Below are 13,858 nucleotides of genomic sequence, written 5' to 3'. Positions count from 1 at the left end.
GGGGTTCTCTCCGCGTACCCAGTCGCCCCTCGCTACGCTCAGGTCGCGCTACACTTCGTTGCGCGGACCCCTCATCCGCCCTTCGGGCACCTCGCGGCGAGGGCTTTGCCCTCGTCCGCTGACCACAAGGGGAGAAGGCACTCCAACTACTGTCGGTGCTTCATATGCCATAGCCCTGCCCTAGAGGGGAGGGATTGAGGGAGGGGGTGGTGAAGTCAGCACCGCGACCGCCTCACCATTCCCGCCCCCATCCGAACCCCTCCCTCACGGGCGAGGGGAGCTCGAGGCCGGTGCGAGTTTGATGCCATTGGAGTTGTAGGCCAGCACCAGCACGATCATCATCATGACGATCGGGGTCTTGGACGAGAGCGTGTTGTTGGAGAGCGCCGCCGCCAGCGTTGCCCCGACGCCGATCCAGGCGGCGGGCGCCGCATGGCGCAGCATGCGCCACAGCATGGCGATCACCAGCCAGGCGAACAGCAGCGCCACCGGCAGGCCGAACAGCAGCACCAGAACCACCTGGGCACTCTCGATGGTGGGCATGTGCAGCTTCTGCTGCACGATCCGCACCAGCTCGGTGCCATCCATGCCGAACATCACCTGCTGCCAGCTGACATAGTTGAACACGTCGTAGATGCTGACGCGGACGAAGAAGTTCTCATCGAACAGGGTGCTGGTGAAGCGGCTGAGGAGGCCCGCCGCGAGCATCACCGCGGTCAGCACGGCGCCGCCGCCCAGGGTCACCAGCAGCACTGCCAGCTTGGCCTGGCGCTGATGGCGCGGCGTGAGGCGCGGCCAGGGCACCAGCAGGATGAGCGCGAAGATCTCGATGACGGTGACCAGCAGCGCCATGCGCGCCCCGGAGGCGGCGGCGCCGATGAACAGCACGGCGATCGCGGCCACCCGGATCCAGACCTTCCAGCGCGTCAGCGCCACGAAGCCGACGGCGGTGGCGCAGGTGGCGCCGAGCGCCAGCGGATGGTCGGAGAGGCCGACCGGGCGAAACACCAGCTCCACCGCGTTGTAAGGCATGATGCGATGCTGGGTCACGGCTTCGACGATGCCGATGACGGCGCTGAGGATCAGCAGGCCGAGGGTCACGTCGCCGAGCAGGCGCCGCGCGCTGGGGTTCTGCGCCAGCATGACGAGGCCGGCGGCGCCGGCGACCAGATAGGTGTCGATCAGCAGCACCGACGATCCGGCCCGTCCGGTAAAGAACATGAACAGCACGAGCACCAGCAGCAGCGCGCTGTAGCGCACCAGCGCCCGGAACTTGCCGATCTCGTCGCCCTGCAGGATGAACGGCCGGCCGAACAGCGCCAAGGGCAGCAGCAGCAATACCGCATAGGTGCCGAAATGCAGCTTCTCGTAGAAGGCGCCGGCTTCGGTCGTATAGGCGACGACCTGGTTCATCAACTCGGACGAGAAGACGAAGCGCAGGGCGAAGGCGAAGGCGGTGCACAGCAAGAGCAGCAGCGCCAGAGCATTCTGCCGGCGGGCCGCCTCGAGCGGCGATGTGTCGAGCGCGGCCGAGGAGGAACTCACTGGTGCATCCGACTGGGGTTGGATGAAGCGGTGCCGGGGCACGGCTGACGAATACAACGAGGTTAGCCGAGGTTCAGAAAATGTCGCGTTAACGGCATTGCTACCGATCTATCCAATCGAGGGACAGGCTGGGTCGCCGATCGCGACAGCCGGCGGTTGGGGCTGACAAGCTGCAGCCACGAGCCTGCGTTCACCCACGGAGTCATTCCCGCGAAAGCGGGAACCTCCGTTTGAGGTGTCGCCCCGCGCCCGGAACGAGAAAGGGCGCCCTGCAGGTGCCCTTCATTCATTTCGCGTCGGCGATGACCCATATGTGCAGTTTTCCAGAAAACGATCCGGCGGACCTCCCTGGCGCGCAGCGAAGGTCCGCCGGATCTCCTCTCTCCGGACCAAGGGAGCCGGAGGCGGCCGGGCTATCACCCGGTTGGGTGTCGGTGAACGGACTGCGAGCCGCCGCGCCCACCCGGGAGTGCGGAAGCGGCGGGGCTGAGCCCCGCCGCTCCTCAGGGGTTATTGCGCCGGAGCAGCCTCGCCCTCGATCGGGACGCACTTGCCCTTCACCAACTGCTGGCCCTCGGGGCAGGGCGGCTGCTTGTCGTTGGGCTTGGCCTCTTCGGCGGGGGCGGCCTGCTCATCGGCCGGCTTGGCTTTTTCGGCCGGTGCCGCTTCAGCCGGCTGGTCGGCCGCCGGCTGCTGGGCTGCAGGCTGCTCGGCTGGCTGCTCCTTGGCCTTCACCGGGACGCACTTGCCGTCGACCAGTTCCTGATCCTCAGGGCACTTGGCCGGTTCATCCGCAGGCTTTTTCGGTTCGGCCGCAGGCGCCTGTTCGGCGGGCGCGGCGTTCTGGTCGGCGGGAGCCGCGCCTTCGGCGGGCTTCTGCTCGGCCGGCTTCTGCTCGGCGGGCTGTTCAGCGGCCGGCTTAGCGGGCTGTTCCTCCGCGGGCTTGGCGGCGGCAGGGACGCACTTTCCATCCACCAGCTGCTGGCCTTCCGGACACTCGGTGGCCGGGGCAGCCTGACCTTCGGCAGGGGCGGCACCATCGGCTGGTGCAGCCTGGCCTTCGGCAGGCGCAGCACCCTCCGCGGGTGCAGCCTGGCCGTCGGCGGGCGCTTCGGGCTTGCCGAGTTCCTGCTGGGCCTGTTCCGGTTCGACCGCTTCGGGCGGCGCTTCGTCGTTCTTGGGCTCCTCGACGGTCGGTGCGAAAACCTGGATGGTGCCCGCCGAGGCGTCGGTCGTCACCTTGGCAGGATCTGTCGTCGTCTGCGCGTTAACCACCGTGACCTGCTGGTTGGTCTGCTGCTGGATGAAGTCGATGTCGATGATGTTGTTGATCACCACATTGTTCTGGACCACCACCGGGCCGACGAATTCGGTGCGTCGGAAGATCTCGGGATCGCGATCGGCAACGATCACCGTCACCCGCAGGTCGGGCTCGAGGAACGAGCGGACCGGCACGAATACCCAGTCACGCTCCGGCGGCTCGCCGACGGTGACCTTGATGTTGATCTGGAAGCCGTCATTTTCGGGAGGCAGCGGGGCCCAGCCGATATGGTCCTTGCTGCGCCGCCAGCTCACCCAGGCCGGCGCCCAGTGATTGCCCGGGACCCAGCACCAGCCGATGCGGTCGTCATCGACCCAGCGACCATAGTGATAGACCGCCCAGGCGAAGGGCTCGTCGGAGTCGAAATACCAGCCGCGGTCCTTGATGAAAATCCAGTGACCGTTGGTGTAGGGGCGCCAGTCGGCGTCCACCCTGGGGCAGAAGACATACTTGTACTTGGCGTGCTTGACCCATACGCCGTGCGGTTTCAGGTCCTTGAAGAAAACACTGAAACTGACCTTGGCCTCCTGGGCATAGGCCGAGATGCCGGCCACCGGCAGTTGTAGCGCCACAGGCGCTGCGGTCAGCAGCACCGCCGTTGCGAGGCTTGCGAGCAGGGAGAACTTCTTCACGGTTTTTTCCTCCATTGTTTTCAGGGCTGGGCGTCGTCGCGCCATGTCCCAGCAGCCACGAGTCCAGACGGACCCCGGCAAGCTGAGGCTGACGCTAGCAGTCTGATGCTGACACGCTCGTGACCATATTTGTCAGCAAAATCAAAGGTTTACGATGCGGTCGTGACTAGGCGCGGAGCCGTTTGCTCCGGGCGCGTTGTCGGGCTCTTAAACTTGGGTCGGGGCACTTGGTTGCGGGCCGGAGGAACCGCGCAGTGGCGGTGGTGGACGCTCGTCGCGACCCGGTCCGCAAACTCGTTTGCCGGGCATCGAGGTCTTGCAACAAAATAACGGCGGAGCCACCGGGGACGGCGGTGTGGACGCGTGTGGCGGCTCCGCCGGCAACCGGATGCCGGTTGCAAGGGCAGCAACGCTGCACCTGCCGCCGGAGTTTCAGCGGGCTAAGCCACGGGCAGCGCGAGGCAGAAGGTCGAGCCGCCGGGGCCGCTGGCCACGAGGGTCAGATCGCCGCCGTGCTGGCGCGCAATGGCGCGAGAAATGTAGAGGCCCAGGCCGGAGCCGTCCGGCCGCTGACCTTCCGACCGGTAATACTTGAGGAAGATCCGCTCGCGATCCTCAGCCGGGATGCCCGGTCCGCAATCGGTGACGGTGACCCGGACATGTGTTTTGTCGGTCGACAGCCGGACCGTCACCGGACTGCCCGCCGCAGAGTATTTCAGCGCGTTCTGGATCAGGTTCAGCAGCGCGATCTCCAGCAGCTTCCGGTCGCCCTTGACCGGTGCCGCATCGGCATGGACGAAGCTGACGGTCCCCGCGGCTTCGTTTTCCGCTTCAAGGCCACGGAGCACGTCGTTGAGATCGAGGGGCGCCTCGACGGCGAACGGCGCCTGCCAGGTATCGAGCCGATCGCCGGTGAAGATATTGTCGATCAGCATGGACATGCGCCTGACCGTGCGCTGGATCCGAGCGGCGCGCAGCCTGACGTCATCGGTTTCGGTGGGGGCCGAGAGCGCGAGATTGTCGGCGACGGCGGCGATGACGCCCAGGGGGGCGCGGAATTCGTGCGTCACCATGGCGACGAAGTCCCGCTGCTGGGTGCGGACGCGATCGAAGGCCATGAGCGCGAAGCCGATATAAGAGACGCCACCCCCGACGATGACGGCAAGGTAGAACCATGCCGCCAGCGCGCCGTCGGGTGCCGGCCACGACGCATCCAGCCTGCTCGTGCTGGCGAGCGCCTCCGCGATGTTGCCTGCCACAGCGAGCGCCACGCCGCCGAGAACAACGATGCCGCCGGCGCGCAGCGGATGGCGCAGGATGGTCAGCATCAGTGGCGCGATGAACGCGATCTGCACAGCCGCGAGCGCAATATTCTGCGCAGGGCGCATATGGCCAAGTACGACACCCATCACTGCGGCGCCCAGCGCCAGGATGATGATGGCGCCTCGCCACGCGGGCGGCTTGTCATAGAAGACGCGAACGCCCTGCCACGCCAGCAGATAGGCCGTTCCGAACACCCAGCTGCCCAACGATGCCGTGGGATCGGAACCCGTCGCCATGCCGATCGCCAGCAACACCGTCCCTAGCGCCGGCAGGATGAGCGAAAACAGCCAATACCTTGTCGCCGAAAGGGACCGGTACGCCCACAGCACCCCGGCGAAGACGATCATCAGGATGGTGGTGTTCAGGAGGGCCACGACATGCAGCGTGTCGAAATCCAGCGTCATGCCTTCAACTCCCGCCCCTGTATGGCTTCCGCCGAGGTCCGGTGCTGTAGAATGGGCTGAACATCAAGTACTTGCAGTCGAACATGGTCGTGCGCGGCAGGCGGCACTTACGGGCCGGAGGGCCGGCCATGGGTCGCGCCCACTGCGATTCATGGGGACAGTCGCGCATCGGTGCGCATAGCAGATTCGGCGGCCGCCCCGTACGGCCAAGAGGCGGGGAGCTTATCAAATGTTATAGGCGGCGCCGTGCGCTCCCTTAATCTCGTATGTCGATCGGATCGCGTCCACACCGCCTCCGGTCGGGAGGCCACCCTTGGTCGAGAGGTGGCCTCCGTCTCACGATCGGGGGGACGCATGCTTGGGGGAGGCATGGAGGGTCATGGCGGCGTGGCAGCCGTCTTGGTGGGTTCGATCCTCGCCACCGGCAGATTGCGAGCAGCCGGCGAGGTGGACTTCCTGGGAGAGGTGCAATGGAGCGGCGGGTCGCACCGCAGGCGCGACGATCCACGGCATTGTCCTAAAGGTCCGCTGGCGTCGCCGGCGCGCAGCGACTAGAGTTTTTGCGCGACCAATTGACCGTGCAGGAGGGGAAGCATGCTCAGGGGACGCTACGGCATTGGCTGGATGATCATTGCCTGGCTGGCGATCGTCCTGGCGATTGCCATTGGCATCTTCGTTATTGGTCAACTGCCTCGATTATGGACAACGTGAAACGGCCCGCCTCGAGCACAGCTGCAGCCGCCCCAAGCGCTTGAGAATCTCAGCGACAGGCGGGGTGGCTCTCGCGAGGCGCCCGACGCTCTGGAGGACCCGTCTCGGCCGACGAGGCAGATGCTCGTCCATTCCTGTCATGTCGCTGACATGCCGCGTCAGCATCCCGTAAGTATATTGAAATTCTTGCGTTTTTTGGAACTCCTCGCCGTTGGATAGCGTTCAGCCGCCAGTCCATTTGAGAGGAGTGCAAGAATGGCTGATCGCGAAACAATCGTCACCGGCGGTGGTGGCAGCGGCGGCGTCATTGCCGGCATCCTGCTGGTCGCCCTTGTGGTCGTCGTCGCCTACTTCCTGTTCTTCAACGGCACGGGCGTGACCCGGACGGTCGATGTCGACGTGCCGGCTGTAAACGTGGACGTCACCCCGAACGCACAATAGGAGGCAAGCATGGAAGGCATCGGTTGGGTACTGGCGATCATCATCGGCGCATTGGCCGGTTGGATTGCCGAGAAGATGATGGGCTCGAACCAGGGCCTGCTCATGAATATCGTGATGGGCATTGTCGGCGCCATTGTCGGCAACTTCATCCTGATGGCCGTGTTCGGCGCCACCATGGGCGGCATCGTTGGCCAATTGATCGTGGCGGTCGTGGGCGCCTGCCTGCTCATCGCCATCTGGCGCGCCATCCGCGGCCGCCGCACTACGGTCTGATGCGATCGATGGCCATGCGCCGGCCCCGCCGGCGCATGGCCAGGACAAGGGGCGCCCAAGGCGCGACCCTTTGCGCACCGTCCAAAATGGAGCTGAAATTGGCCCACTTCATTCTGCCCGCCTTCATGTTGGCCTCGGTCACCCTCGTCTCGGGCGCCGTCACGGTGGGCGGGGTGAATTTCACCCTCAGCAAGGTCGGCGAGGCTGCTGTCGCCACCCCGGTAAAGACCAACCTCAAACCCAGCTACGTCGCCGTGCTCCCATCGGCCAAGGCTGAGGCGCTCGACATCGCCCGCGTCACCCCGGTGGTGGTGAAGCACGATCCGGTGCAGCCGAGCGAAGCGGCCATGCGGCCGGTCTTCACCCACTCGGTTGCCGTGGAGTCGCTGCGGGTGCGGAGCGGGCCCCGCAAGACCATGCCGCAGCTTTTTGCCCTCAAGGGCGGCACCAAGGTCAATGTCCTGCGTGAGGAGCGCGGTTGGGTGCTGATCGATGCCGGCGCCGGCAAGCAGGGCTGGGTCTACTCCAAACTGCTCCGCCCCATCGCGTTGACCGAGGCGACACTGCAATAGGCGGTGCGACTTGCCGGACCACCCCTCCCTGGATTCTGGTCTCGATCATCCCCTCTCCATGTCGAGCGGCGAGCCGTGCCGCAACCCAGCCGGTGGTTCGAGGCATAGCGTCGACGATGCTCGTCGCCGGCCCAGAGCGGAGGTCGAGGTCCCCGTGGGCGGAGCGAAGTCAGTCGTCTTGCAGCGCCGGCTACTTTCGTCGAGCTTCCGTCTCTGACTGGGGAATCCTGCGCATCTGAAGGGCGGATATCAGCGTCAGGGTGGCGAGGGCGGCGAAGCTCAGCTGAAAATCGGGCAGGCCGAGTGCTGTTGCACCACGAACGGCCTGAAACAGGCTGAGGCTCAGGGTGCCGACGACCACACCAAGCAGGATGGTGATCTGCATGATCATCGTCGCCAGGGTCGAGGCGGAGCTGCGCTGTTCGGGGCTGATGTCGATGAAGGTGAGGACATTCAGCGCGGTGTACTGCATCGAGCGAGTGGCGCCGCCGAGAAACAACAGCGCCAGCACCAGTGGCAGGGGGGTCGTGGCGTCGAGCGGAATGCAAAGCGCAATCGCCACGGCGCTGAGGATGCCGTTGACGACCACCGCCTTGCGTGTACCGAAGCGTTCGAGCACCGGCGTGGTGATCAGGCGAACCGCGAGGTTGCCGCCGAAATACGCCACCATCAGGCTGCCGGCCTGGAAGGCCGTCATCCCGAACGCCAGCTGGAACAGCAGCGGCAGCAGGAACGGCATGGTGTTGAGGGCAATGCGATAATAGCTGCCGGACGACAGGGTCGAGAGCGCGAAACTCTTCACCCGCATGATCGAGAAATCGAGCAGGGGGTGGGTGGTGTGGAGCATGTGGCGTGTTGCGAGGCCGCAGAACGCCACTCCGCCGACGATCAGGCCAACCGTAACCGGCAGGTTCGTGCTGTGGTGGACCAGCCCGTCCAGCCCGGCGAGAAGGGCGCCCAGGCCGAGCGAGGACAGCAGCAGGCCCAGCCAGTCGAGCGGCACGTTCTTGCGATGCCCGTCATCGGGGATCAGCCAGACCGAAAGGGTGAGGCAGATGACGCCCAGGGGGATGTTGATGAGAAACGTCCAGCGCCAGGAGAAGTAGGTGGTGATGAAACCACCGATCGTCGGGCCGATGACTGGGGCGAAGAGCGCCGGCCAGCTCAGCAGCGAGAGCGTTCTCACCAGCTGATCGCGCTGGGCGAGGCGCAGCACGATGATCTGCCCCACCGGCACCATGAAGGCGCCACCGGCGCCCTGCACCGCGCGCGAGCCGATGAACTGCGGCAGGTCCCGCGACAGGCCGCAGAGCAGCGAGCCAAGCGTGAATACGACGATTGCGCCCAGGAACACGCTGCGTGCCCCGATCCTGTCGGCGAGCCAGCCCGCCGCCGGGATGAGAATGGCGACCGTGAGCATGTAGGTGGTGATGCCCGCGCCCATGGATAGCGGCGTGACCCCGAACGAACCCGCCATTGCCGGGATGGCCGTGACGATGATGGTGGAGTCCAGCATCTGCATGAACAGCGCCGCCGCCACGATGAGGGCGACGGATCCGACGCGGATATCACCGATCGACTTGGGCGCGATCCAGGGCTTCATGCCGAACTAGGCGGCCACCTGCCGTATCACCGCGAACACCTCGTCGGGCGTGGCCCAGCGCGGATAGGCGGGGTGCGCCGCGAGCTTGTCCTCCAGCACCTTTACGGCCTCGTCGACCTGCTTGTCGGTGAGCGCCACGCCGATCGACTTCGCGGCTGCCGCAACGATGCGCCCATTGCCCTGCTGCGAGTAGACCCAGTCGAACTTTGCGCCGATCAGTTCGGGGCTGTAGCTGCTGCCCATGTTGGCGAAATCCGCCGGAGCGCGGCCATCCAGCATTTTCTCGATGTCGTGCGCACCCTCGCGCAGGAACTGGTGGCGACCCACTACCGGCTTCAGCGGCGGGATGGGGAAGCGCATGATGCGGGCGAGTTCGTCCGCCGCCCATTGCAGCTTGTCGAGCCGGATGCCGGTATCGACGCCATAGAGCACATCCAGTGCCACGACGACCTCCTCGAGGGCGGCAAAGCCTGAACGGTAGGAGACGCCGTTGAGCGCCACGTCGGGCGAGGCGCCGGCCAGCACGGCGGCGATGGTTCCCGCGGTATCCATCCCGAAATCGTCGTGCGTATGCATGGTGAGCGGCGTCGGTGACTTCAGCCGGCTGCGGAAGGTGCGCACATAGTGCTTCATGCCTTCGGGCGACAGCGCGCTGGTCGAGTCCATCAGGTCGAAGCGGCGGATGCCGTTGTCGATAGCCGTGTTGCAGAGCGCCATGAACTCGTCGAAGTTGCGGCGCGCGCATTGGGCTACGGTGCCGTTCCACTCCATGCCGGCGGCCTTGATGTATTCGTTCATCGCCGCCATCTCGTCGGCCTGGCGCTTGCGGGCATCCTCGCTCGGGGCCTGCAGCAGGCCGGGGTTGAGCAGCTTGATGCCGGCCTCGGCGAACATGTCGACCGTCTGCTTCATCAGCGGCATGGGCGTATCGCCATTGCCCAGCAGGGTGTCGGTGAAAACGTTGACCTTGAACTTCGGCTTGGCCCTGGCGATGGCGAAAACCGCGGCCAGTTCCTGCGGATCGCCTTCGTCGCCGCCGCGCCACCAGACGTTGAGGCTTTCTTCCTCGATCCCCAGTTCCTCGAGCAGGCCGCAGATCTCGACAAGCTCGCCTTCGGTCGGGCGCACGCCGACAGTGTAGATGACCTTGCGGATCGTGCTGTCGATGAGCCCCAGCGGAGTGGGGATCTCCCATCCGGTGGTCACTTCGGGCATGAAGTTGAACGGGCTGACGAAATGGCGGCCCTCTACGAGGTGCGTGCCGCGCTGCGGTTTGGTCGTCATGGGAACTCCTTGCCGCCTCAACTGGCGTACGGATGGTTGAGCAGCCCCTCGAGGGCCGAGGACAGGCCGGTGAAGAGCGATGGCGCCGCTGCGGCCGGCCTGGGCTCGGGCGCATCGCCGATCATGCGGATGACATCATGCAGGGTGACGCGGTGCGGATCGACCACATCAACGCCGACATTGCCGGCGATTGAATCGAGAACCGGGATCAACCCGGTGCCGCCGATGACGACGCGCTCGACCCCGAGTGCTTTCGCCCTGGCGGTGATGCGCGGCCCGGCAACCTCCGGCGCACGGCCGTTCTCCTCGATAAGGATCACCCCCGCCAGACGGTCGCCGAAGCCACGGCGCAGAGCCAGTTCGGTCAGCATGTCGCGCCACGCCTCGCCTATGGTGGCGATCGCGAATTTCCCCGGCAGCGCTGCCGCGGCAATCAATCCCCCATCGGCGAAGCCGACCACGGGGATGTCGACGATCTCCTTGAGCGCGTCGATGCCGGGATCACCGAAGCAGGCCACGATCACCGCATCGAACCGCCCGCCATTCGCCACCGCGGCCGCATAGGCATCGAGTACGGCATGCGCGGCAATCGTTACGGACATGCGCGAGGAAATGTAGCGGGCCCCAAAAGGCGCGGTCACCGCCGTGAGGTTCGCCTGCCCGCCGATCTCTGCCATCGCCAGCTGCCGGATCGTCTCGGTGATCGGGGCGGAGGTGTTCGGATTGATGAGCAGGATGTGTGGCTTGGTCATGCGTCGTGAATCCAGTCGGGCCCGTGCGGCCAATCCTTGCATGTTGCACAGCCGATTGATTGTATACAAGAAATTTGTTGATCCCGTACATTTTGAGTTGGGCGACACAGGCACGCGAGCCGCCTGTCGGTCGCCGCTATTCCGTCAAATTGGCCGAAGCAGTGGGAGAAATTGCCTGAAACATAGGCAATCTGCTGCCTTTTGAGGCTCAAGATTCCGCGATTCACCCCGTTGACCGTGGCCCAAAGATGTGTTCGTTTTGATTATGGTATGTATACGAAATCGTTGATACCGCGAAATCAGCGACGGCGCGGGGCAGGGCAGCCCGGGGAGCGCCGTCACAGGGACCCAGGAAACACTGTGCACCGGAGCACTGGAATGCAAGCGACCCTTCGACCAACCATGCGACTGCGCAACAAGCTGCAAATGACGGCGATGCTCGGGGCGGTAGCGCTGGGCGCGCTGTTCGCCGCGGGGGCGGCTTCGGCGGCCGACCGCGCCAATACGGTTATCGTGTCGGGCGCCGGATCGGTGAACACACTCGACCCGATCGCCTCGAATTACTTCCAGACCAACGACCTGACGAGCCGCATCTACAGCCCGCTCATCACCTTCGATGCCGAGCTCAACGTCATCGGTGCGCTAGCCTCGGAGTTCACGGTCGCGCCCGACGCCTCCTCGATCGCCTTCACCATCCGCGACGGCGCCAAGTTCCATGATGGTACGCCGGTCACGTCCAAAGACGTGGCCTACTCGCTCGACCGCGTGAAGCGTCTCGCCACCGGCGTTGCCTCCTACATCGACAGGTACGACAGCACCGAGATCGCCGACGACACCCACTTCACCATCAAGCTGACCAAGCCGAACGCGCTGTTCCTCGGCTCGCTCGGCCGCATCTACGTCATCAACTCGGCGCTCGCGACGGCCAATGCCGGCGCCGACGACGCGCAGGCCTGGCTCGCCGCCAACGATGCCGGCTCGGGCCCCTACAAGCTGACCTCGGTACAGGGCAACGATATCACCATCGACTGGGCCGACACCTACTGGGGCGACAAGGGCGATCGCCCGGCCTCGCTGATCTTCCGCCGCTCCGACGAAAGCGCGCCCAAGCGCGACGAATTGAAGGTCGGCAATATCGACGTCGGCCGCAACATCCTGCAGCGCGACCTCGACGTCATCGCCAACGAGCCCGGCGTGGCGGTGGCCTACGGGCCGGCGGCCCAGGTCAACGGCATCTACTTCAACACCTCGACCGGTCCGACTGCCGATGTGAAGGTGCGTGAAGCGATCCGTCTCGCCTATGACTACGAGGGCGGCCTCGCCGGCATCCATCGCGGCAAGGGCAGCCTGCCGGCCGGCCCGCTGCCGGACACGCTTTCCTGCCGCCCCGAATTCCCGACCGTTGCTCGCGACATCGAGAAGGCCAAGGCCCTGCTCGCCGAGGCCGGGGCCACCAACCTCACCCTGACGCTGCGCTTCCAGCCGGCATTCGAGGACCAGGTGCAGGAGGCGACGCTCCTGCAGTCCAACCTCAAGGATATCGGCGTCACGCTCAACCTCGAGCCGATCGCCTTCCCGAACTACCTGCAGATGCTGCAGGACCCCGCCCAGATCCCGCAGCTGATGCTGCTTTCGGAGAACTCGCTGTTCCCCGATCCCGGCGTGTTCCTCACCAAGACCTTCATCTCGACCGCCGTCGGCACCAACCGCGCCGGCTACAAGAACCCGGAAGTCGACGACATCCTCAACAAGGCCGTCGGCAGCGCCGACGCCACCGAGCGGTGCGACCTCTACAAAGAGGCGCAGCAGATCATCGAGAAGGATTCCGTGTTCATGCCGATGTACTGGGCGGGCTCCTACGTCGCCTACCGTTCCGACCGGCTGTCCAACCCGACTGAAGGCGCCGCCAGCATCAACGGCAACTTCGCCCCGCTCGACTACAACCTGCTCAAGAAGTAGCGCCGATGAGCTACCTGCGCCTCGTAGGCCAACGGCTTGTGATGATGGTGCTGACCCTCTGGGGTCTGGCGACCCTGGTCTTCGTCATGATCAAGCTGATCCCCGGCGACGAGGCGCAGGTGGCCGCCGGCCCCGGCGCGAGCCAGGAGCAGGTTGCTGCGGTGGCCAAACGTCTCGGCCTCGACCTGCCTTGGCCGGAACAATACCTGGCTTTCCTTGGTCGCCTCGTACGCGGCGATCTCGGCACCTCGGTGGTGTCGGCCAAGCCGGTGCTCTCCGAACTTGCCGCCGTGCTGCCCTCGACCATCGAGCTGATGATCTTCGCCTCCATCCTCGGTGTAATTCTCGCCGTTCCGCCTGCGCTCGTCGCAGCAACCTATCGCGGCAAGGCCTTCGACGGCGCGAGCCGCCTCGTCGCCGTCGTCGGGGGCGCCATGCCGGCCTTCTGGCTGGCCCTGATGCTGCAATATTTCCTCGGGAGCGTGTGGCGCATCACCCCGATCTCCGGCCAGCATTCGTTCGGTGTGGCCTCGCCGACCGTCACCGGCATGCCGACCATCGATGCGCTGCTCGCGGGCGACTTCGCGGGCTTTCTCGATGCGCTGGCCTACCTGATCCTGCCGGCCTTCGTCTTTGCCGTGCCGTTCGCCTCGCAGGTCTACCGTCTGCTGCGGGCAACCCTGATCGGCGTGCTCGCCTCCGACATGGTGCTGCCGGTGCGTGCCAAGGGCGCCTCGACCCGCACCATCGTGCTGCGCCACGCGCTGCCCAATTCTCTGCCCCCGACAGTCAGTCTCATCGGCACGCTGGTGGGCGGCATGGTGGGCGGCGCGATCCTCGTCGAGACGGTGTTCGCGCGGCGCGGCGTCGGCAGCTTCCTCGCCAATTCGGTGGCGCTCAAGGACACGTACGCCGTGCTCGGCGCAGTGATGTTCGTCGGCGTCGCCGTTTGTGTCGTCAATCTCGTGGCTGACGTGATCACGCTGATGCTCGACCCGCGCATTCGCGGCCGGCAAATGGGGGCGGGGGCACGATGAC

General features: G+C 65.5%; 11 protein-coding genes. 5 read left to right on the top strand and 6 right to left on the bottom strand.

From position 1 onward, the window contains the following. Window positions 1-264: 264 nt before the first annotated feature. The 3 genes from APS40_RS03200 to APS40_RS03190 all read right to left on the bottom strand — a co-directional run bounded on the left by APS40_RS03200 (window position 265) and on the right by APS40_RS03190 (window position 5,225). On the bottom strand, window positions 265-1,545 hold the full coding sequence (locus tag APS40_RS03200; RefSeq protein ID WP_055045685.1) for a VpsF family polysaccharide biosynthesis protein: 1,281 nt from the start codon (window positions 1,543-1,545) through the stop codon (window positions 265-267). A 510-nt stretch (window positions 1,546-2,055) separates the two neighbouring features. Continuing rightward, window positions 2,056-3,498: a DUF6600 domain-containing protein gene (locus tag APS40_RS03195; protein ID WP_156342815.1), complete on the bottom strand. Its 1,443-nt coding sequence runs from the start codon at window positions 3,496-3,498 to the stop codon at window positions 2,056-2,058. 440 nt (window positions 3,499-3,938) lie between these two features. After that, window positions 3,939-5,225, bottom strand: coding sequence for a sensor histidine kinase (locus tag APS40_RS03190; RefSeq protein ID WP_055045683.1), 1,287 nt, complete (start codon window positions 5,223-5,225; stop codon window positions 3,939-3,941). A 966-nt stretch (window positions 5,226-6,191) separates the two neighbouring features. Here APS40_RS03190 and APS40_RS03185 point away from each other — a divergent pair. From APS40_RS03185 to APS40_RS03175, 3 genes are all read left to right on the top strand, one after another. Further along, on the top strand, window positions 6,192-6,377 hold the full coding sequence (locus APS40_RS03185; protein ID WP_055045682.1) for a hypothetical protein: 186 nt from the start codon (window positions 6,192-6,194) through the stop codon (window positions 6,375-6,377). A gap of 9 nt (window positions 6,378-6,386) precedes the next feature. Continuing rightward, window positions 6,387-6,650 (top strand): GlsB/YeaQ/YmgE family stress response membrane protein, encoded by a 264-nt coding sequence (locus APS40_RS03180; RefSeq protein WP_055045681.1) that lies wholly within the window; start codon window positions 6,387-6,389, stop codon window positions 6,648-6,650. 98 nt (window positions 6,651-6,748) lie between these two features. After that, a complete protein-coding gene (locus APS40_RS03175; RefSeq protein WP_197279424.1) occupies window positions 6,749-7,222 on the top strand; it encodes an SH3 domain-containing protein in 474 nt (157 codons plus the stop codon). 190 nt (window positions 7,223-7,412) lie between these two features. On the opposite strand, the gene APS40_RS03170 is transcribed toward APS40_RS03175, so the two are convergent. Genes APS40_RS03170 through APS40_RS03160 form a run of 3 tightly spaced genes read right to left on the bottom strand, consistent with a single transcriptional unit; the run spans window position 7,413 to window position 10,861 of the window. Continuing rightward, window positions 7,413-8,825, bottom strand: a complete 1,413-nt coding sequence (locus tag APS40_RS03170; RefSeq protein WP_055045679.1) for an MFS transporter — start codon at window positions 8,823-8,825, stop codon at window positions 7,413-7,415. Between the two features lie 6 nt (window positions 8,826-8,831). Next, window positions 8,832-10,109: a hypothetical protein gene (locus APS40_RS03165; protein ID WP_055045678.1), complete on the bottom strand. Its 1,278-nt coding sequence runs from the start codon at window positions 10,107-10,109 to the stop codon at window positions 8,832-8,834. 17 nt (window positions 10,110-10,126) lie between these two features. Continuing rightward, the gene (locus APS40_RS03160) at window positions 10,127-10,861 is read right to left on the bottom strand and encodes an aspartate/glutamate racemase family protein (protein WP_055045677.1); all 735 of its coding nucleotides are present in this window, start codon (window positions 10,859-10,861) and stop codon (window positions 10,127-10,129) included. A gap of 378 nt (window positions 10,862-11,239) precedes the next feature. Here APS40_RS03160 and APS40_RS03155 point away from each other — a divergent pair, with 378 nt between their 5' ends. Together APS40_RS03155 and APS40_RS03150 are read left to right on the top strand one after the other, a co-directional pair. Then, window positions 11,240-12,820: an ABC transporter substrate-binding protein gene (locus APS40_RS03155; protein ID WP_197279423.1), complete on the top strand. Its 1,581-nt coding sequence runs from the start codon at window positions 11,240-11,242 to the stop codon at window positions 12,818-12,820. A gap of 5 nt (window positions 12,821-12,825) precedes the next feature. After that, entirely contained in the window at window positions 12,826-13,857 is a 1,032-nt protein-coding gene (locus APS40_RS03150) for an ABC transporter permease (RefSeq protein ID WP_055045675.1), read from the top strand. Window position 13,858: the final 1 nt, after the last annotated feature.

This window comes from Devosia sp. A16 (assembly GCF_001402915.1).
Classification (GTDB): domain Bacteria; phylum Pseudomonadota; class Alphaproteobacteria; order Rhizobiales; family Devosiaceae; genus Devosia_A.
The sequence above is the reverse complement of the archived record's forward strand: the minus strand, read 5'-3'. Positions and strand labels throughout refer to the sequence as shown.

Coding starts and splice junctions, on each gene's coding strand:
- APS40_RS03190 (WP_055045683.1), bottom strand. CDS start 5,225: ATGACGCTGGATTTCGACACGCTGCATGTCGTGGCCCTCCTGAACACC.
- APS40_RS03185 (WP_055045682.1), top strand. CDS start 6,192: ATGGCTGATCGCGAAACAATCGTCACCGGCGGTGGTGGCAGCGGCGGC.
- APS40_RS03180 (WP_055045681.1), top strand. CDS start 6,387: ATGGAAGGCATCGGTTGGGTACTGGCGATCATCATCGGCGCATTGGCC.
- APS40_RS03170 (WP_055045679.1), bottom strand. CDS start 8,825: ATGAAGCCCTGGATCGCGCCCAAGTCGATCGGTGATATCCGCGTCGGA.
- APS40_RS03165 (WP_055045678.1), bottom strand. CDS start 10,109: ATGACGACCAAACCGCAGCGCGGCACGCACCTCGTAGAGGGCCGCCAT.
- APS40_RS03160 (WP_055045677.1), bottom strand. CDS start 10,861: ATGACCAAGCCACACATCCTGCTCATCAATCCGAACACCTCCGCCCCG.
- APS40_RS03155 (WP_197279423.1), top strand. CDS start 11,240: ATGCAAGCGACCCTTCGACCAACCATGCGACTGCGCAACAAGCTGCAA.
- APS40_RS03150 (WP_055045675.1), top strand. CDS start 12,826: ATGAGCTACCTGCGCCTCGTAGGCCAACGGCTTGTGATGATGGTGCTG.